14 protein-coding genes and 1 pseudogene are annotated in these 19,896 nt (G+C 63.1%); 7 read left to right on the forward strand and 8 right to left on the reverse strand.

The annotated features are described in order from the left end of the window. A partial coding sequence (locus ON20_RS27480) for a phosphotransferase-like protein (RefSeq protein WP_040840366.1) occupies positions 1 to 259 on the forward strand: 259 nt, incomplete at its 5' end. Between the two features lie 166 nt (positions 260 to 425). Here ON20_RS27480 and ON20_RS27485 read toward each other — a convergent pair. Genes ON20_RS27485 through ON20_RS27510 form a run of 6 tightly spaced genes read right to left on the reverse strand, consistent with a single transcriptional unit; the run spans position 426 to position 12,800 of the window. Beyond that, positions 426 to 2,720: an AIPR family protein gene (locus ON20_RS27485; protein ID WP_051163471.1), complete on the reverse strand. Its 2,295-nt coding sequence runs from the start codon at positions 2,718 to 2,720 to the stop codon at positions 426 to 428. Beyond that, complete coding sequence (locus tag ON20_RS27490) at positions 2,710 to 4,284, reverse strand: serine/threonine-protein kinase (protein WP_040840368.1); 1,575 nt, start codon at positions 4,282 to 4,284, stop codon at positions 2,710 to 2,712. Before ON20_RS27490 ends, ON20_RS27485 begins: the two co-directional genes overlap by 11 nt. A gap of 47 nt (positions 4,285 to 4,331) precedes the next feature. Continuing rightward, complete coding sequence (locus ON20_RS27495) at positions 4,332 to 7,508, reverse strand: type I restriction endonuclease subunit R (protein WP_040840370.1); 3,177 nt, start codon at positions 7,506 to 7,508, stop codon at positions 4,332 to 4,334. Between the two features lie 5 nt (positions 7,509 to 7,513). Further along, positions 7,514 to 8,797 carry a restriction endonuclease subunit S gene (locus ON20_RS27500; protein WP_083865341.1) on the reverse strand — a complete coding sequence of 428 codons (1,284 nt, stop codon included), beginning with the start codon at positions 8,795 to 8,797 and terminating at the stop codon, positions 7,514 to 7,516. Beyond that, positions 8,794 to 10,779: a type I restriction-modification system subunit M gene (locus tag ON20_RS27505; protein WP_040840372.1), complete on the reverse strand. Its 1,986-nt coding sequence runs from the start codon at positions 10,777 to 10,779 to the stop codon at positions 8,794 to 8,796. The genes ON20_RS27500 and ON20_RS27505 overlap by 4 nt, the downstream gene beginning before the upstream one ends. Beyond that, positions 10,776 to 12,800 carry an N-6 DNA methylase gene (locus ON20_RS27510; RefSeq protein ID WP_040840374.1) on the reverse strand — a complete coding sequence of 675 codons (2,025 nt, stop codon included), beginning with the start codon at positions 12,798 to 12,800 and terminating at the stop codon, positions 10,776 to 10,778. Before ON20_RS27510 ends, ON20_RS27505 begins: the two co-directional genes overlap by 4 nt. A gap of 185 nt (positions 12,801 to 12,985) precedes the next feature. Here ON20_RS27510 and ON20_RS27515 point away from each other — a divergent pair, with 185 nt between their 5' ends. The 6 genes and pseudogenes from ON20_RS27515 (at position 12,986) to ON20_RS27540 (ending at position 18,752) form a co-directional block, all read left to right on the forward strand. Next, positions 12,986 to 13,321 (forward strand): hypothetical protein, encoded by a 336-nt coding sequence (locus ON20_RS27515; protein ID WP_040840376.1) that lies wholly within the window; start codon positions 12,986 to 12,988, stop codon positions 13,319 to 13,321. A gap of 14 nt (positions 13,322 to 13,335) precedes the next feature. Further along, on the forward strand, positions 13,336 to 13,635 hold the full coding sequence (locus ON20_RS27520; protein ID WP_040840377.1) for a hypothetical protein: 300 nt from the start codon (positions 13,336 to 13,338) through the stop codon (positions 13,633 to 13,635). A 130-nt stretch (positions 13,636 to 13,765) separates the two neighbouring features. After that, positions 13,766 to 14,359 carry a DUF4352 domain-containing protein gene (locus tag ON20_RS27525; RefSeq protein WP_040840379.1) on the forward strand — a complete coding sequence of 198 codons (594 nt, stop codon included), beginning with the start codon at positions 13,766 to 13,768 and terminating at the stop codon, positions 14,357 to 14,359. A 242-nt stretch (positions 14,360 to 14,601) separates the two neighbouring features. After that, the gene (locus tag ON20_RS27530; protein ID WP_051163474.1) at positions 14,602 to 15,201 is read left to right on the forward strand and encodes an exonuclease domain-containing protein; all 600 of its coding nucleotides are present in this window, start codon (positions 14,602 to 14,604) and stop codon (positions 15,199 to 15,201) included. A gap of 130 nt (positions 15,202 to 15,331) precedes the next feature. Continuing rightward, a complete protein-coding gene (locus ON20_RS27535) occupies positions 15,332 to 16,756 on the forward strand; it encodes a hypothetical protein (RefSeq protein WP_051163476.1) in 1,425 nt (474 codons plus the stop codon). A 382-nt stretch (positions 16,757 to 17,138) separates the two neighbouring features. Beyond that, a pseudogene (locus ON20_RS27540) lies at positions 17,139 to 18,752 on the forward strand (DUF6119 family protein). A gap of 160 nt (positions 18,753 to 18,912) precedes the next feature. Here the strand turns inward: ON20_RS27540 and ON20_RS27545 are convergent. After that, complete coding sequence (locus ON20_RS27545; protein WP_051163478.1) at positions 18,913 to 19,593, reverse strand: GDSL-type esterase/lipase family protein; 681 nt, start codon at positions 19,591 to 19,593, stop codon at positions 18,913 to 18,915. A gap of 87 nt (positions 19,594 to 19,680) precedes the next feature. Further along, positions 19,681 to 19,896 (reverse strand): 4a-hydroxytetrahydrobiopterin dehydratase (locus tag ON20_RS27550; protein WP_040840383.1); only part of this gene is annotated, 216 nt, incomplete at its 5' end.

The raw sequence follows: 19,896 nt of genomic DNA on the forward strand, positions 1-19,896 counted from the left end.
ACTGACCCCGGATCTGCTGCCGATCTGGATGGACGCACTGACCGGCCTGGATGTTCAACTGGTCCGCGTCACCTGCCCACTGGCCGTCGCCGAGCAGCGGGAACTGGCTCGCGGACATCCGACCGGATTGGCGCGAGGCCACTCCCGCACAGTCCACGAGCACGGATATACCTACGACACGAGTGTCGACACAACCACGGCAACGCCCGCCGAACTGGCCAGAACGGTTCTGCGACGACAGCAGACCACGCACGAATGACACCGCCCCGACCTGTGATCAACGGTCATCTACCAAACCCTTTACGGGTATGGCTCATGACGCCTCACTGCAGCGCATCACTTTATCCGACGCCAGCATACCTTTGGCTACGGCGACCGACTCGTGTTCCTGAAGCACTGATCCGAATATTCCGGCTCGCTGAAGGTCACTGATCGCTCGCCTCATTGTTGGTGGTGGTACTGCTGTCGGCTTCGTCCTCGGCGATCCGCTCGGCGATATCCGAGAGCGTTTCGTCCTTGTCCACCGTCCACCGCGTCGTACCACGGACCCCGGAGGGCGCCGGATATCCGGCCTCGATCATCATGGTGATGACCAGGTTGCTCGGAGAATAACGTTTGCCGTCCGCCTCCCATACGAGCGGATTGACCGCAGGATGTTCATTGGTCCACTTGGCCCTGCCTCGGACAGGCTTCTCTTCGATCCACGGAACCAGCAGGTCTTTCTCACGCTTGGTATCTGGTCGAAACTCGAGCAGGGTACCTTCCTCCAAGCCCCCCGCGCCCTGAATCACCTTGACAGCATCCGGTTTGCGCCGCGTGCGACCGCCCTTGACATTGCGGGCTTTATGGTTGCGCTTGGCCGCTGCAGGCTTTGTCTCGGATCGTGCAAACGGTGCCGTGTCGAACAGCTCAGCGGGTTCACCGGTGTATCGGCTCAGCGTCGCAGTTACCAACTCGCGGCATTTCGAGTGATTTTTGAACAGCGGTGCCAGGAAGACGCCAGGGCAATGTTCATCGACAGCCTGCCTGAGCAGCATGCTCAACTCTCGAGTCAGTCCGGCAACCGGCTTCAGCAGACCGGCTATCTCGGCCTCGGGGTCTCCGAGAATCGACGCACTTAGCCGGGACAAGACCAGGTGTGCGATCAAACGGTTTCCGTGCACGAGCACGCCCGTTGCACGATCGTCGTCGAGTACACCTCGCATACGCGTAAGCTCGTCGTCGACCATACGAAGCGCCAGAACACTGTTCCACATTTTTGCGATGTCGAGATTACTCGGGAACAACTCCCGGTAGATATGGTCCTCCGCGGAAGCCCAGAGCAAACTGACCTGGCGTTTGGCGTCAACGGCGTACGCCGGGTCGGCATGTGAGCATGCCAGGGCTATCGCCGCTTCCTCCACATCGCAGCCGTCGTCCCCGGTAACCGGTTCAGCGCTTCTCTTCAGGCCGTAGCTTTTGTCGAACTGAAGACGCAACTGAGCCCGGATTCGGTCTTGGTGCGGATCCAGCGCAATGAAATCTCGGGCGTCCACGCCATTCTGCGTATTGGTTGCCCTGGTGACCGACGAAGCGAAGCCGTCCGGACAACCCTCCAAACCGATGACTCGGATCCAGATTTCGGCATCTTCCAGCAGCGTCTCGTCCTCCTGCATCACGGCGTGAATGCCGGCTGCGGTCTGCGCACCGTTGACAACGGTGGCGCCGAAGAGCCGGAAAAGTCCATTGGTCCTGCTGTGGCTGTCACGGGCCGCGCGACCGATACGCTCTGCCAGCACGGTGATCCCGTTGTTGAAGTACCAGAAGTGATGGGGTTCTTGACGGAGGGTGGTCACCAGCGCCTCGTTGACTGCTGTCCGCCCGAGGGCATTACGAATGTTGCCGTCGAACAGCCGCTCGTGGTGGGTGTCGTACCAGCCGGCTATCTCCACTGCCGGTACCAGGCCATAGTAGGCCTGATACGGGGTCTGCACCGATCCCCACTCCGAGAGGTGCAAGTCGAGGTCGACCTTCTTGGTCGAGGTGCGCTCGGTCAGGAAGCCGTGAAAGGCCGCCAACCCCAGTACTTTCAAGTCGACCAAATCGTCCAGATCGTCTGCTCCATTGACCTCGGCCAGTAGCCCTTGGAGCGGCCGCTGCACATCGGCGGGCAGCACAGCGGGTCCGGTAGTCGCTATGGCGATCGTAATTCGGACCTCTGGGTTGTTCAGCGCCTCCCCGATCGCCTTCCTCAGATCCTGTGTCCGCTCGTTGAAGTAGTGGAACTTCTGACTGAACAGGTCTCTCGCGCCGTTTACCAACTTGAGAGACTCGCCCTGATTGATCGAGCGGCGGCCCTCCGCATGCCACTTCGACTGCACGATAACGATCCGATTCTGATCGTTATCTACGGCGATGGCATCGATCCCGTTGTCCTGGAACCCATCGATCACGCACGCGGCAGCTTGCTCCGGCCTGAAATCCGTGAGCATCTGTATAGCCAACGCTGCCAGACCACGGGTGAGCGTAGCGGTACCGACATTGCCTTTGATCTGCTTGACATCATCCACATCGAGATGCGGACCGATGTGGCGTTGAATATGTGCGGCTACCTGGCTGATATGTAGGGTGCTCAAGGCTTGTTCCGTTCGAATCGTGTGGAGTTCGGAGTAACACCGCGGGACGAGCGCCATGGGCGCGCCGGCTTCCCAACCGATTTCATTGCAGCGGTTATCGGTCACCCTTGGCAGTTTCCGATGACAGCTCGTTCCGTAGGTCGTCGACTTCGCGGGTCATCGGATCGTCCGTGCCGCGTAGTACGCACAGGTCGGTGTACAGCGTCTCGAGCAGTTCCAGCGCTCCGGCGTGATTACCGATCCCGGCCAGGATCTCGGCGAGGTCGCGGCGCATTTCGAGGGCGAGTTCACAGCTGTCGCTGTCCGCCGCGACGACTTCGGCGAGTACGCCGCGCATGGTGGTCAGTCCGCCGTCGATATCTCCGAGGTCCATTTGGCACCGGGCGGCGATCGCGCGTGCCTCCCAGGCCGACTCGCTGAACCTGCCTTCGACGCGGCGGTATGCCTCGGCCAGGGACTCCAGTTCTGTCCGTGCCCGACGGCTTTCACCGCCGAGCGCCCAGGCCGCCGCCATATCTCGGCGCAGCGCGAGGACATCGGGGCTGTCCAGCCCGCGTGCCTCGGCCGCGTTGTCGAGTACGGCTGCCAGGGCGTCGGCGGCTTGCGCGAAGCGTTCGGCCCCGAGGAGTTCGTCGTACCGGCGACGCGCGTTGTTCAGCGCGGAATCGAGGTGTTGAGCGGTCAGAGGTGCGGTGGGTTCGGCGGTGATGCCGTGTGCGCGTGTCGGCTCGACCTGCGTGGTTTCCAGTGGCGCGTTCGGACGCCGGAAGACCCGGGTGGGGTCGGGCAGGCCGGGTAGGTACACCTCGCCCGGCTCGACGTTCGCGCCCGGACCGGGCAGGAACGGCAACAGGCGTTCGTAGACGGTGTATGCGTCGGACGGCCGGCGCTGCGGTTCTTTCTCGAGCAGGTCCAGGACCAGCCGTTCGAACTCCGCCGGAATCTCGGGCCGGAGTTCGCGCAGCGGTACCGGCGGGTCCTCCATATGCGCCTGCTGCACGAGGTAGGGAGAATCGCTGTCGAAAACGGGGACACCGCTGACCATCTCGTGGAGCAGGCACCCCAGTGAGTACAGGTCGGCCCGCGGGGTCAGTTTGTAGCCGTGCATCGCTTCCGGCGCCATATACCGCAGCGTGCCGATGGACTGTCCGGTCCTGGTGAGTTTGCGCGCACTCTGGTCGAGGATCGCGGCGATGCCGAAGTCGATCACCTTCACCGAACCGTCGCGGGTGATGAGCACGTTGGCGGGTTTCAGGTCGCGATGCACTACCGGCAGGGCGTGCGCGTGGGAGAGCACGGTCGCGATCTGCGCGCCGACCGAGGCCACCCAGGACAGCGGCAAGCCGGCGCCCGGGTCGATGTAATCGAGCAGCTGCACACCGTCGATCAACTCCATCACCAGGTAGACGTGTTCGAACGAAATGTCCAATCCGGCATCGAACACCTGCGGTACCCCGTGGTGGCGGATACGCGCCGTGACCCGGGCTTCCCGGCGGAAGCGTTCGGCGAACTCCGCCGCCACTTCGCCGGTGTCCACCTGGTCCACCCGGATCTGTTTGACCGCGACGGGCCGGTCGAGCACGCTGTCGTAGCCCTGCCACACCGAGCCCATCCCGCCGGAGCTGATCTGCTGGGTCAGCTCGTAGCGGCCGGCGATCAGTTTCCCCATATCGTCCCCTGCTGTACGTCGCTGCGGATGGCGCGGCCCGCGCGCGGTCAGGCCGCCCCGCCGATGCCATGTTGCCGTCTGATCATCCGCCACGCAGCGCGACCGAGTTGTTTGTTCAGGGTTTCCTTGAACGCGGGATCGGATTTGCTGAAGTAGCGGCGGCCGAGATTCTGCTGGGTGGCGAAGTTCTCCACCATCTTCTTCTCGAAGACTTCGGCGAACTTCCCCATGAAGTCCTCCTCGTTCTGGTTCGCGACACCGGCGAGCTGCACTCCTGGGTCGTCGACCGTCTCCTGTAGGGGTTTGATGAGGTCCGCTTCGGTCAGTTCCGCCCCGAACTTCTCGTTGAACTGCGAGATCAGTTCCGAGAGCAGAGATTTCTCCGGTTCCTGCGCTCCCCCGGTGCCGTCACCGAAACCGGGCAGGGTTTGCGCGCCCTCCGGGGTGAGGCTGATGTCCTGGTCACCCATCTTCTGGACCCGCAGGTAGCTCAGGTCGACCTCGCCGATATCGACCCCGCCGTCCGACACCCGCGGCAGCACGTTCAGCAGATGCTTGCTGTAGAGGTGTAGCGCCTCGAGGTCGATATCGCGGTACGGCACGATCTGGGCGAGGAACCCGTATTTGCGGACGTAATCGCGCAGATCCGAACGGAACGCTTCGGCGGTATCGTTGTCGTCTTCGTCGTCGCTGTGCAGAAGTTCGGCGAAACGGTTCACCGCCGGTGCGAGGTGCACGTAGAGGTCGGCGTGTAGCTTCTGCCATGCGCTCGCCGATCCGCCGGCCTTCTCCTCGGCTTTCGTGTAGGCGTCGGCGAAGGCCCGCATCTCGTGTTGTAGCAGGATCGGCGGCACCAGCACCTTGTCCTGGGCGAGGTAGAGCAGGTTCGGGTCCGTGGGCATGGCTTCGGCCAGCTCGTAGTAGGGCCGGAACGAATCCTGGATCTTGTCGCCGTCGTTGACGAAGTCGAGGACCACCAGGTCTTCCTGGCTCTTGCGTTCGTGGGTGCGGTTGAGCCGGGACAGTGTCTGCACCGCCGCGATACCCTTCAGCGACTTGTTGACGTACATCGTGGTGAGCAGCGGCTGGTCGAACCCGGTCTGGTATTTCTCCGCCACCACCAGGATCCGGTATTCCCGCTGCCCCTTACCGCCGGAGCGGGTGGCGATATCGTCGGCGCGGGTGTAGGCGAACGCCGCGGGCAGTTCGCTTTCCTTGAGTCCCCCGTTCTCCTTCTCCTCGCTGGTTTCCTCGTCGTCGTAGTCGAGGCTGCCGGAGAACGCGACGAGCACGCCGACGTCCGGGTAACGGGCGGCATACTCGTTGATGTCGAGGTATTCGCGGATCGCGCGGGTCATGGCAACCGCGCTCTTACGCGAGTCGGTGACCACCATGGCCTTGGCCCGGCCGCCGAGCCGAGGCCGGGTATGGGTGATGAAATGCTCCACGATCACCTGCGCCTGCTGGTGCACGGTGGACGGGTGGGTGGCGGCGAACCGGGCCAGCAGCGTTTTCGCCTTCGACTCGGGCACTTTCCGGTCGTCGGGGTTCTCGTTGACCAGGCGGTAGAAGGTTTTGTAGGTGGTGTAGTTGCGCAGCGGGTCGAGGATGAAACCCTCCTCGATGGCCTGACGCATGGAATAGGTGTGGAACGGCCGGTAGTGGTCGCCCTCCAGGGTGCCGAAGGCTTCCAGGGTCTTCGCCTTCGGGGTGGCGGTGAACGCGAAATACGACAGGTTCTTCGCGTGGCCGCGCGCCCGCGCCTTGCGTTTCAGCCGTTCGTCGAGGGTGAGTTCCACCGCGCCCGCGTCCTCGTCGTCGGTGTCCAGGCCCAGGTCGCGCAGCGCCGCCCGCACCGCGGCGGCCGCGTCACCGGACTGCGAGGAATGCGCCTCGTCGACGATCACGGCGAACCGGCCGCCGAGCAGTTCGGCGGGTTCGCGTTTCAGGAAATCCAGCAGCGCCGGGAAGGTTTGCAAGGTGATGGGGATGATCTTGCCCGATTCCTTGGACAGGGCGTCGGCGAGCTGGCGGGCCTTCGCGCCCCGCTTCTCGTCGATCTCCACCACCAGGCCTTGCACCCGCTCGAACCCGCCCACGGTGTCCTGAAGCTGGGCGTTGAGGTTGCGGCGGTCGGTGATGATGATGACCTTGTCGAACACCGGGGTGCCCGGTTTCAGACCCGCCGCCCGCGCCTGGGGGTCGAGTTGGTCGGGGTCGGTGGGGGTGTGCAGGTCGGTGAGGCGGTGCGCGAGCCAGCCGATGGTGTTCGACTTGCCCGACCCCGCCGAGGCCATCACCAGATAGTTATGGCCCGCACCGTGTCTCGCGGCGTGCGCGGTGAGTTTCTTGACCACATCCCACTGGGGGTAGCGGGGGAAGATGGTGGTGCGGGTCGATTTCCCGGCCGGTCCCTTGGACGTGTGCGTGTGAACGAAGCGTTCCATCAGGTCCAGCCAGTTGTCCGGCTGCCAGATCCGCTCCCACAGATACGAGGTCGCGTACTTGCCCGGCTCGGTCGGCGTCGGATTGCCGGCGCCGCCGGGCTGCCCCGGCCCCTCCGAACCGGTGTTGAAGGGCAGGAAGCGGGTGTGCTTGCCCCGCAACTGGGTGGTGACGAACACCAGATGCGGGTCGACGGCGAAGTTCGCGACCACCCGCTGCCGGAAGATCAGCTCGCTCGGGTCGCGTTCCTCGCGGTACTGCTTCTTGGCGTCCTCCACGGTCTGACCGGTGAGCGGGTTCTTCAGCTCGGCGGTCGCGACGGGGATACCGTTCAGCAGTAAGGCCAGGTCGAGGCGGTTGCCCTTGTCGGCGAGCTTGGTGGCGTAGGGCAGTTCACGGACCACGGTGAGACGGTTCGCGCGGTAGCCGTCGAGAGCGGCGTCGGAGGTGACGAGATTCGGTTTGAAGTACGCGAGCCGGATCTTGACCCCGTGATCCTTCACCCCCGACCGCAACACCTCGATCAAGCCCTTGGTGCTCAACTGCTGGTCGAGCACCTTCAGGAATCCGCGTTGGGCGTCATCGGGGTCATTGCCGTAATAGGTGCGCAGCTCCTCCCATTCCTCCCGCTGCGTGGCGCCGATGAAACCGAACAACTCGCCCGCGTCCACACTCAACTCCGCGCGATACTCGTGCGGATTGCCTTGACGCCAACCGGATTCCAGCATGGAGGCGACAATGGCGTCGCCGAAGGTGAGTTCGTGGTGGACCGGGCTCATCGGAGCTATACCCCCTGGGTGGTGTTTCTGCCTGAAGCGGTGGAGATGTCGAACTGGCCGGTTACAGCGGCGGTGATGAGAGCCTGGCGCCGTTCAGCAAGCAGACGCAGTTTGAAGTTGACCGCATCGCACAGCCGCTGGGTATGAGCAGCACTGTCGCTGAGTTCCGTTACCAACTCACGCTGCTCCTTAGGCCCGGCAAGAGGCAACGGCCACGACCGAATGTCTTCGCCTCGGAGTTTCACCATGGATTGCGAAGTACCACGTGCAGAAGCTTCGATGAACGCCCGCACCCGTCCACTCAGCGCGACCTCAGCAACGAATCGGGAGTCAAAGCCATTGGCCAGCGTTACGCGATAGATCAGATCAGGCAATAATAGGCGCTTACAATCGCCGGTCACGACCGCGACATCACCAACCAGATTCGGAGTGTTGGCACGAGTTACCAGAAGATCACCATCACGAACCTGAAAAGGTACAGCTGGCTCAATCTCCGGCGGGAGAAGCTTGTTCTCTTCAGGGTGGAAGTTACCGCGTTTGACCGCGCTCAACTTAAGAACCGCCCACTGTGATTCATCCACACGAGGATTCGAATCACATTGCGGACTGGCCCCTTGCTCAATTCTCGTGACGAATCGACGGAGGCTGACTTCCCCGCACTTAGCGGCGAGCCTGTTAACCATAGAATCTCTGTGAGCGCGAATACGTTCGGCCAAGAGTTGTAGCAGAGACTCTTGCCTATCCACCATCCGGTCGATTAGGGAGGTTTCGGCGTCGAGGAAGTCGGCGATGCGGCGCTGCTCCTCCATCGGAGGACAAGACAACCTCAATCGCTTGATGTCCCACTGGAATAGGTGCGGAACGCCCATTCCTCCCTTCAAGGCGCCGATCTCTCCCTGTACCAAATCGCTCGCGATAACGTATCTAAGATACTCGGGTCTCATCGAATGCGCCCTAATAACCGCGATCGAGCCATTTACTGTGGCTGGACGGGGAAGATCGCGGACAATGTTTACGATGCCGAGGGTGTTTCCGTCTTTGGCGAGCAGGATATCACCGGAACGGAGTTTCAATTCTGGCGATTCTTCATAGCGAAACTCGCTGATATAATTAACATTCGAGAAATCGATTTCCCTTGACTTAATGTTCGGGGTGGCGAGGAATGCATACCCCTCCGGTTGGTACTCGGATGCAGTAAGCGCCTTCCAGCCAATTCGGGCATTAACCGTGGCAACACGGTCGAGACGTGTCCGTTCCCAGTCCGCCGGTAGACCAACCGATGAGCTCACTGGGTGACCTCCCCCAGCAGCGCCTGAATCTCCGCCTCCAGTGCCTTCAACTCTGCGTCGATCTCCGCCAACGGACGGGGTGGGGTGTAGACGTAGAAGTGCCGGGTGAACGGAATCTCGTATCCGATCTTCGTCTTGCTGTGATCGATCCACGCGTCCGGCACGTGCGGGAGCACCTCCCGGGCAAGGTATTCCTCGACGTCCTCGTCCAGCGGAACGTTTTCGTAGTCGCGGAGTTCCGGGTCGGGTTCCGGTTCGCCCTTGATCAGTTGCGGTTCGCCTTCCGGGTCGCGCACACCGAGCGCGTCGCGCAGCAGTTTGGCGAACGGCGCCCCGGTGGGCCAGGGTTCGCCGGCACCGACCACCGCGTCCTTCAATGCCGTGATGGCCTCCGTTTTCGCCTGCCACACCGAGCCGACCAGCGGCTGGAGCAGTTTCCGGAAGTCGTCGGGATCGGTGTACGCCTTGCGGACCGGCGCGGCCGAGGCGAGTTTGTCCAGGGCCTCCTCCGTGAGCTCGAAGCGCAAGCGCAGCGGCCGTTCGACGGTGATGCGCCGGTATCCGAAGTCGTTGTTGGCGAAGACTTTCACTTTGCCGTGCGCCGGGTGGTCCGGGTCGGCGGCGATATCGAGGGCGTCGCGGTAGATGCGGGTGAGTTCCGCGATCTGTTCCGGCGTGATCATCTTGCGTTTGTCGCCCAACGATTTACGCATCTTCTGCCAGTAGTCGCGAGCGTCGAGCAGTACCACCTTGCCCCGCTGTTCCGGGGACTTCCGGTTGGTGAGAATCCAGAAGTAGGTGGAGATTCCGGTGTTGTAGAACAGCTGATCCGGCAGCGCGACAATCGCTTCCAGCCAGTCGTTCTCGATGATCCATTTGCGTATATTCGACTCCCCGGATTCCGCCGCACCCGTGAACAACGGTGACCCGTTGAAGACGATGGCGACCCGGCTCCCCCCGGACGATTCCGGTTTCATCTTGCTGATCATGTGCTGTAGGAACAGCAGGGAGCCGTCGTTGATACGCGGCAGTCCCGCCCCGAAACGACCAGCGTCACCGAGGTGCTTGTGCTCCCATTCGACCTGTTCCTTGACCTTCTTCCACTCCACCCCGAACGGCGGGTTGGCGAGCAGGTAGTCGGCGCGGATGTCCTTGTGCCCGGGGTCGCTGAACGAGTTACCGAAAACGATATTGTCGGGGTTCTGGCCCTTGATCATCAGGTCGGAGCGGCAGATCGCCCAGGATTCGGGGTTGAGTTCCTGCCCGTACACCTCCACCCGGGCTTGTGGGTTGAGGCTTTTGATGTGTTCCTCGGCCGAGCTCAGCATGCCGCCGGTGCCGCAGGCGGGGTCGAGGACGCGGCGGGTGACGCCGGGCCGTCCGATCAGTTCCTCGTCGGGGGCGATGAGCAGGTTCACCATCAGCTCGATCACCTCACGCGGGGTGAAGTGCTCACCGGCGGTTTCGTTGGACTGTTCGGCGAAGCGCCGGATCAGTTCCTCGAACACGTAGCCCATATTGTGGTTGGAGACCCGCTCGGGGTGCAGGTCCAGATCGGCGAACTTGCCCACCACCTTGTACAGCAGGTCCGCGCTGTCGAGTCGTTTCACCTGTTGGGCGAATTCGTATTTCTCCAGCACCTCGCGGGCGTTCGGGGAGAACCCGCCGATATAGGTGAGGAGGTTCTTCATGGCGTGCGAGGGGTCGCCGAGGACCTTCTTGAGGGTGAGGTCGGTGACGTTGTAGAACTCGGTGCCGGCGGCGTCGCGCAGGAATGGGTCGAGGTCGATATCGACATCGGCCAGTTCCGCCGCCTTCGCCGCCACCTTTTCCCGCGTGGGTTCCAGGACGCACTCGAGCCGGCGCAGCACCGTGAACGGCAGGATCACTTTGCCGTAATCGGACTGCTTGTAGTCCCCACGCAGCAGGTCGGCGACCGACCAGGCGTGGTTGGCCAGTTCGGTGTGCTTGTTGGTGTTCACTTCCTACCTTTCCCGGAGGTGGTCCGCGCGTCGTCGGCGGGTGGATCGTGTGGTTCGAGGGCGCCGGCGGCGAGGCCGGTACCGATCAGTGCGGCGAGTCGCGCCGCGGAGCGGTCGGTGCGGCGGGCCGAGGCGCGTAATCGGTGCAGTTGCCGGAACATCGCACCGTAGCGCTGCTGCTGGGCCGGCGGGAGGAGAGGGATGCGGAGACGGCTGGGGACCACGCGGACCGTGGTCGCGCCGACGGTGCCAGCGGCGATGTTCTCGGGAGCGGCGACGAAACCGGCCAGGAACCACGGGTCCAGGCGGCCGGGGGTGGGTCGCAGCAGGAAAAGGTTCGTGCCGAGCAGGGCGCCCGCCTCCGCGCTGCCCGCGACGCGCGCGCCGGGATGCTCCTCACGCATACCGCGTAGCAGCGGCATCACCACGTCGCCGGGTTCGATGACCATCGACGAGGCCGAGCCGCCGCTTCCGACCGAGCCGGAGGGCTCACCACCGGAGAGGAGGTCGCGGATGGTCAGGATGGCCTTGCCGAGGTGGGGATCCACCGAGGTTTCGCTCTCCTCCCGGCGGGGCCGGGGCAGATGCACTTGCAGTGCGCCGCCCTTGGCGAGGTCGGCGACGGTCGCGGTGCGCCAGGCGCGTTCCCCGACGCCCCGGAATCCCGGCAGATCGTCGAAGACCGCGCACAGATCGTCGATTTCGGCCTCCAGTGCCGCCAACCCCTCGGCCACGGCATCGGCGGTGCGGTCGGCGTCCACCGCAGCCCGGACATAACGTCCCGGAGTCAGGTCTACGTCCTCGTCCAGGACGTCCATCACACGCACCACAGCCGCTACATCGGGTGGTGCGCCCGAATCGCTACGGTCGAATGCCCGCCACGCGGCGAGCACCGTTTCGCTCACCTTCCGCAGAGCATTCGGACCGCCCTGTTCATCCGCCGAATCGAGCCGGGCGGCGTCCACGAACAGCACCTCATCGGCTCCGGCGTCCCGCGTGGCGGGGTTGCGCAGCACCCAGATGTGCAGGCCGAGTTGACGCGGTGGCGCGGCACCGGCGGGGAGACCGATCACCGCGCGTAACGCGCCCTGCCGCAACAACTCCCCCCGGATACGGCGGCCGGCACTGCGGAACGCGACGGCGGGCGGGAGCAACAGCACCGCGACCCCGCCGGGCCGCAGATGCGCGAGAGCGTGCTGCACCCACGCCAGTTCGGATTCGCCGCGCGGCGGCACCCCGTAGTTCCAGCGGGGGTCGAGGGCGAGTTCGTCGGCGCCCCAATCACGTTGCAGGTTGGGCGGATTGCAGAGCACGGCATCCACTTCGAGGCCGGGGAAGGCGTCTGCGAGGAGACTGTCGCCCGCTCGGGGGTCCACGTGCACGGCCCGTGCGCGCAGCGAGATATTGAGCGCCGCCCGCTGCGCCTGCACGGGCAGGATGTCCTGTGCGAAGCATTCGCGGGCGCCGAGCCGGGCCACTGCGGCGAGCAGGGCACCGCTTCCGCACGCCGGATCCAGCACTCTGTCGACGGCGACTCCGGTGGCGCGTGCCAACTCGGCCATCAGCTCGGCGACCTCGTCCGGGGTCACGTAGACACCGGTGGTCGGACTCTCCTCGAGCCCACGCTCCGCCAGCGCCTCGACGGTCGCTCCCATGCCGGCGTCCTCCATGGCGGCCCACATCGCGGCCAGGACCTCGGATGGCTCCCCCTCGCTCATCGGGTCCGCGAGGGTGGCGGCATTCGGCGACAGTGTTGCCAGTAGGCGCGGGATTTCCCGCGGTTCCACGTGCGCACGCAGCACCGTTTGCAGGTTTCGCAGTGGAGATTCCGCGGATTCGATGCCGTGCTCGCGCAACCACTCGCGCACATCGCCCAGATCGAAGACCGGCCGCGATTCGCTGCCGCCCGCCGGAGACGGGAAGTCCGGATGCCGTCTGCGCCAGTTGCTGACGGTCGCTCGGGTGACACCGGCCAACCGGGAAATCTCCGCGGCGGTGACCAGTGACGCGGTGTCGGACATACGCCTCCTATCGTCAAGCGTCAACCTTAGCGTTCAGCACACACGTGTCAACACCTGTTGTGCTGATTGACAATGTTTTCACTTGCCACAGCGGAATGATTCGTCTAACGTTCACTGCACACGGCGACACCACGCGGTCGCCGGTCTTCAGCTCCGAAACCTCTTGTCTTACAAGGAGTCCCGCCATGTCCGATCACCGCGACCAGCTCATGCGCCCCGGCCGCGACAAGGGCTACCGGCGCCGCCTGGCCGCCCGCGGACATCGGCCGCTGCGGTTACGGCACGGCGACGACCTCCGTTCACTGCCGCCTCTCCCCCGGCGCAGCCGCTGCCCGGCCACCGGGAAGATCCGCTACTTCGACCCGGAAACCGCCGAGCTCGTACTGGCCGGCATCGACCACGACAACCCCAGAAGACGGGAGCAGCGGGCCTACCGATGCCCGAAATGCGCGGGTTGGCACCTCACCAGCCAGGCCCGCAACGACAGCAATCCCGCCACCGGCCCCGAGCCGGTGTCCTGAATCCAGGAGACCGCGTGTCCATACCTACTCGTATCGCCACTTCCATCCTCGCCGCGGGTGCGGCCACCGCGCTCGCGGTCGGGCTCGGCGCCGGAACGGCCAACGCCGAAACCCACATCCGCCACTACTCCGGCTACGACGCCGAATGGGCCTGTAACGCCGACAAAGCCGCATACGGCCCTGTCACCGGCGCGGTCGTGCTCTGCGACCGCCTCAACAACGGCCGATACCGGCTGTCGGTGGTACCCCACGGCGAGATCCCGCTGCACCTGCTGACACTCATGGCCACCGGCAGCTTCGACGGAATCTCCTAGCCGCACCCGCCGGGCCGCGATCCATGAGCGGCCCGGCCTCACTCCAACCGACTACACCAGACCCCGCGGCACACGCCGCCGGGGCGGAACACGCACGCCCGAATCATTCCGAATCAAGGAGCCCGGTCGGATGACCAACCCCCAGTACCCCCTCCCCCACCCGCAACCGCCGCGCAAGAGCCGCACCGCCCTCTGGATCGTCCTCGGTGTTCTCGGCTTCTTCATCCTGCTGTGCGGCGGTTGCGCCGGCATCATCGCCACCAGCGCCGACAACGCCGACAACCCGAGCAGCACCAGCGTCGTCGCCGGACCCCCATCGGACAGCGGCGAAGAGATCGCACCCGCCGGGTCGGAAGTGCGTGACGGCAAGTTCGCGTTCGTCGTCACACAGGTCGACCCGCCGGTGAAATCGGTGGGCAACGATTTCCTCGGCACCACCGCGCAGGGCGAGTTCGTCCTCGTGCGCATCGACGTCACCAACACCAGCGACCGGCCGCAGTCCTACTCCGGCGGCAACCAGAAACTCATCGACGCCCAGGGCCGCGAGTTCACCAACGACACCGAAGCCGAGATCTACCTGAACGACGACGTCTACACCGATATCAACCCCGGCAACAAGTTCTCGGTGATCCTCGCCTTCGACGTCCCCGTCGGCACCCGGCCCGCGGCGCTGGAGTTCCACGATTCGATGTTCTCCGGCGGCGTCCGGGTCGCGGTGCGATGAGATGAAGGCCGAACCGTTGAACACCACGCTGGCGGTACTCGGCCGCTGCGACGACCGGCTCGGGATCTGGCATGTACACACCGGTCCCGGCCTCGGTCTCTCCCGGCCGACCGGCGCATGGCCCGCGGTTACGCCGGGCTCGCCGACAGCCGGCCCGAGTTCGAGAAGCTCCGCCTCTCCCGTAAACCCCTCATCCCGTTCGGCGGGGAACGTCCCCGTCCCCTTCCACTGAAAGCAGTCCGGTGACCAGCACACTGAACTTCGCCGCCTTCGACGTCGAAATCGCCAACCCCAAGTACGGCAGCATCTGCGCCATCGGTATCGCGATCGTGCGCAACGGTGCCCGGGTGGGCACCCACTCGTGGCTCTGCCGCCCACCCGAGCCGGTGCACAGCTTCCACCCCCGCAATGTCGCGATCCACGGCATCACCGCCGCCATGGTGGCCGGGCAGCCGGGTTTCGCTCAGCAACTGAGCGCGGCGCTCACGGTGATCGACGGGCTCCCTGTCGTCGCACACAACGCGGCCTTCGATATGAACGCGGTGGCCCAAGCCTGCGGTCACAGCGGGATACCCGTTCCGACCTGGACCTACGGTTGCACCCGCCGCTGGGCTCAACAGCACCTGCCGCATTTGTCGCGGCACAGATTGCCCGATGTGAGTAGAGCTCTTGGTGTCCGCCTGACCACCCATCACCAGGCCGGAGCCGATGCCGCCGCGGCCGCCGATATCGCCCTCGCCATCGCCGGCCGGGTCGGCGCCCACGACCTGGAAGCGCTCGCGAAAGCGACCGGAACCCGGCTCGGGAGGCTCTCCCCTGCCGGCATAGCGGCCTGCCGGTAACTCCACGCGGGCTGAAACATAGTGAAGCGCAATGCCGATAAGCGCTCGAGTCGATGCCCACTTGGGCATCCTCACCGCCTACCCGTCCGGCCGGTAACACCTCGGCCGTGCCCATCGAGGAGAACACGCCGTGGTCGCCGCGCAGGAAACCAGTTGGGAATTGGTCTTCGCGCCGGTCTTCGCGCGCGGTGGTTTCGATCTTCAGGTCGGTAACCTGCCGTGGGTGCGACCGGACTGGGACGAGGCCGGAGTGCCGGCCGAGTACGATCCGTGGTGGCAGCCGGCACACAAGCCGTCAGAGGCGGAGAAACGACGGAAAGCCGAAGAAGCGCTGGCAGTTCCAGCGGTCCGTCAGGTTTTCCGCGACGAGCGCGCCGCCCAGGCCGCACAGACCGCGCACCTCGGCTCCAGCGTCGACCGCCCCATCCTCACCGGATTGCAGCCGGATCTGTATCGGTGCTTCATGGAACGCACGTGGCGATCCGCAGGCGCGAAGGGCATCATCTCCCTCATTCATCCGGAGAGTCACTTCACCGAGGCTCGCGCTCAGGGGCTTCGCCGCGCCACCGCTGCTATCGCACCCGGTGTGAAAGACCCTGAAGGCAACTGGGACGTACGTCCCCACCCGGAACGCATCATCGAAGTGACCGAAACCGAGCTCGCCGCCTGGGCTGCGCTTGTCGACGAGCCCGGCACGCCCGCCGATACCGCACGCATGCTGTACCCGGTCAACCAGGCAAACGCCGCAGTACTCGACAAGGACGCCGCCGCACCCCAACTCGGTGACATCAAGTTCGACTGGACTTTCGGTTGGAACGAGACGACCGACCGCAAGCTCGGCTACTTCGAATCCCGCTCGGCAATCCCCACAACCTGGCAGGAGACCATCCTCCAGGGCCCACACTTCACCGTCGCCACCCCGATCTATCAGCAGGGCAACCCCACGATGCGCAGCAACGTGGACTACACCGCCATCGACCTCGAGCCGATCCCGGAAACCTTCATCCCGAGAACCAACTACCAGGTCGCCCGCCCCCTCCCCGACTACCTGGCCGCCTACCCGAAGTGGAACGACGAACCCAGCTCGAACTACTTCCGCCTCGCCTGGCGCGAGATGCGCGACATCGCGACAGTCCCTACCTTGCAGTCCGCACTACTGCCACCTGGACCGACACATGTGCACGCCGTCCACTCACTGACCCTGCCAGGAAACAATCGCGCCCTCGTCCAACTCGCCGGGATCAGCCACTCCCTTGTCGTCGACTTCATGATCAAGGTTATCGGCAACGCCCACATCAAGCCGTCGACCGGGCTACAGATCCCGTTCCCCCAGAACCACCCCTTGGAACCCTATCTGGCCCTCCGTCTTAACTGCCTGCTCCGCCAATACGCCGCACCGTGGGAGGAGTTGTACACAGACCAGTGGCAGCAGGATTCCTGGGTCCCCGACATCGGCACCAACCACCACGAAAAGACGAAACTCGGCGCGGTAGAAAATGAATGGACCTGGCACACCCCCTCCGCAATCCCACCGACCGTCGACAGGCCTTGGTGAAAATCGACGCCATCGTCGCGGTCATACTCGGCATCACCGCCGAAGAACTCCTCACCATCTACCGCACTCAATTCCCTGTCCTACAAAATACGAACGCGAAATCCTCTACGACGCCAACTGCCTCCAACTCCCCACCAAACTCGCCTCCGAATACCGCAAAAAGGCCAGCCTCCCCACCTCCGACCTAACCGTCGACCACATCACCTACGAGGAACCCATCAAAGGCGTAGACCGCGAACACGACATGCAACTAGCCCACGCTCACTTCTCCGCCCTCTCAGCCACAAAGGCTCTATGAGCCCTACCGAATTACCATTTTACACAGCGCTGCCATCAACTAACTGCTATCCCGCCGAACTATCTCACCCGAGAGGCACAGTAGATGCGAATTACCCTGTACCTTCTTCGCCGCGATACAGATTTAACTGAAGCCTGTCTTAGAAACCCTGAGAAGTTCGGCGAGCGACCACTCATACCCGCCGAGGAAGGGCTGCTATGGCGCCTATTCGTATACCCTGGAGAGACTAAACCTACTCGCTGGTCGAGCGCGATTGGCACTATCCTCGCCGATCCAGGTGACCAGGAATCCATCTCCGGCCGCACTCCTGGAGCGGTGCTACTCATCCAAGCTTTTGACCGAGTCTTCGCCGTCACTTTCGGCACCGGGTTCCACGCCATTGACCAGGAACTCCTTGAGCGTGACTTTGGGTTGCGCGTAGCCGCAAGCTGCATCGACCCGAGCCGAGTTAGCCTGGCTGACGCTCGTGGCTTGGGCAAAGGTCGACGAAACGCCTTAAGCAGGTTGCCTCTCCCTAATGAGATGTCTGCCCTCGGCCTGCTCGTAGACGAAGAATGGATCCGGAAGATCGGCGGCGAGGTACAGACAGACGGTTTTGCAAAGACAGCCAGTGGAGCCGACTCCCTCCTCTTGAACATCCAAGACTTCTCATTTAGCCAGCTATCCGGAATACTCGCGACAGCGCTCGCGCTGCACGAATCCGACGACTACCAGCAACAGTTCCCCTTCCTCAACTATTTCCGCCGCGAAACTGACAAACGCAAGCTCGAAGAGCTGGACAACGCAATAACCGAGTCGATGCGCGCCAGAGACCCGGAGGCGGGATTCGCTGTCCCAGACGAGTCAAGCTTGATTGCCGACTCCTTCATCATCTCCCGGGGCAATGCCAAGTATCATGCATCAGAACTGTCGACCGAAGAGGTATACAAGGCACTCGATAAAATCAAGGGCTGGACGGCGCCCTTGACCAAAACCAAAATAACTGCGCTGGACATTAGCGGCGAGATGGTGGGGGGACGTGATGATCTCCGGAACTACACCGTTGGTTTTCACCGCGGCGATTTCGATGGGAAAATCCAAGACTATGCACTTACGGCCGGGTCCTGGTTCCGGATAAACGACGATTACGTAAGCCTGGTCAATTAGTTCATGCGTGACAACGTAACTGATCTAACTAATGATCTGCAGCTGCCAGATTGGGATGATAAATTCCTGATCGACAGAGGGATTGAAGGAAAGTACGGAGAAGAGCGTTATAATCGCTGGCTGGTCGAATCACGCAATGACGCTATACACCTTGACCGAGATTTTTACTACCCGCAGCCAGGTTCAAAGATCGAGATATGCGACGCACTGACACGCGACAAGTTGCTAATCTGCGTAAAACGAATGGACGGCTCAGACAAGATGAGCCACCTATTCCAACAGGGCCAGGTATCAGCACGGATGCTAATGCTTGACGTCAAATACCGCAATGCGGTGATGTCAAAGCTTCGAGAACTTGATCCCACAGCGGAGTTCGGAAGACCGTCCGACTGGACGGTAGTTTACGCGATTGCAACCAGCAAACTAGGAAACCTCAAGGACGAGATGTATTTCTTCTCCCGCGCCGCACTGCGAATCCATGGTCAATCAGTTATTTCAGGAGGGTTCGGATTCAAACTTGCTATCGCTAAGATAAGGCACATACCCCAGTGAGGGCAGCTGACGGGTCCCCATGATGTGGTCTACCTGGACCGAAACAGCGAGGTGGTGTCAGCCTCGTCGCCGACGCGCTGCCAACCGGGCAGAGCTTCAAGACGGCTGGCGATCTCGCTGTCATTTAGCAGTGCAGGCACAGGAGTCATGTGACCACGTTCTACAGGATGCGCGGTCGGGCCCGGACTTGATCATTTCGATCTATCTCCCGGGCAATCAGTCTTGCAAGGGGTTCGTGTGAATCACGGCTCAGATGCGCACCATCGACCCCAGCACACGCGACGGTCGCCGCGTCCACGAACAAAGCGCAGCGCTTGTGAGCGACACGGCATATCGCCGCGGCTAGTTCGCGTGACTTCCGCGCGGAGTCAACGTCGTATTCGGAACTTTGCTCGGCAAACGCCGGCTGGTCTGCATCGATATGAATCGGACTGACAAGCAGTATTGCCGGCACTCCACCGGTGCGGGTCCAAGCAGTGCGCTCAACGTTATCGATGTACCCTTCGAGCGCGGTGGCGACGGCTTCTGTTTCTCGACCGAACTTGGTTTTGAGGTCGTTGTTCCCCAGCATGATGACCACCATGTCCAATGGTGAATGGCTGCGCAAGCATGGCTGAAAGTATGTGCGGCCGTTGCGGTCATCACGATCGGGGTCGTCGAGGTCGGTGGTACGACCGCCAAGGCCTTCCTCGATAATGGCGTACTCGGTACCCAATAACTGCTGCAACCGTCCGGTCCAGCGCACATCGATCGGCCATCGGCCGCGCTTTTCGGAGGGCTGGCCGAAGGTATTGGAATCGCCGAAACACAGAATGGTAAACGCGGAAGGGTTAACTATCAAGGTCGGATTCCTAAATTTCAGACGGCTATCCCGAGGCGTTCGGCAAAGCCGACGAGTCCATTCACCTGGCCCCGCCGCAACTTCGATCTACCTCACTCCGTACGATCCAGCGATCGCCTCTATCCGAGCGATGAGCAGGAAGTCGAGTTCGGTCACCACATCTCCGGCTGTATGCGTCGTCGTGGAGACTCGCAGCCGATCCCACCTGATGTCGATGTCCGGCCGATGTTCCAGCTCGACCGCCGCCTTACCGATCTCGGCGACGATCTTGATCGCAGTGTCGTAGGCGACCCCATAGTCTTT

The sequence above is a fragment of the Nocardia brevicatena NBRC 12119 genome (genome assembly GCF_000308495.1).
GTDB lineage: Bacteria > Actinomycetota > Actinomycetes > Mycobacteriales > Mycobacteriaceae > Nocardia > Nocardia brevicatena.

Bases quoted from the DNA above. Each gene is read 5' to 3' on its own strand.
- ON20_RS27495 (WP_040840370.1), bottom strand. From the start codon at position 7,508: ATGAGCCCGGTCCACCACGAACTCACCTTCGGCGACGCCATTGTCGCC.
- ON20_RS27490 (WP_040840368.1), bottom strand. From the start codon at position 4,284: ATGGGGAAACTGATCGCCGGCCGCTACGAGCTGACCCAGCAGATCAGC.
- ON20_RS27525 (WP_040840379.1), top strand. From the start codon at position 13,766: ATGACCAACCCCCAGTACCCCCTCCCCCACCCGCAACCGCCGCGCAAG.
- ON20_RS27515 (WP_040840376.1), top strand. From the start codon at position 12,986: ATGTCCGATCACCGCGACCAGCTCATGCGCCCCGGCCGCGACAAGGGC.
- ON20_RS27510 (WP_040840374.1), bottom strand. From the start codon at position 12,800: ATGTCCGACACCGCGTCACTGGTCACCGCCGCGGAGATTTCCCGGTTG.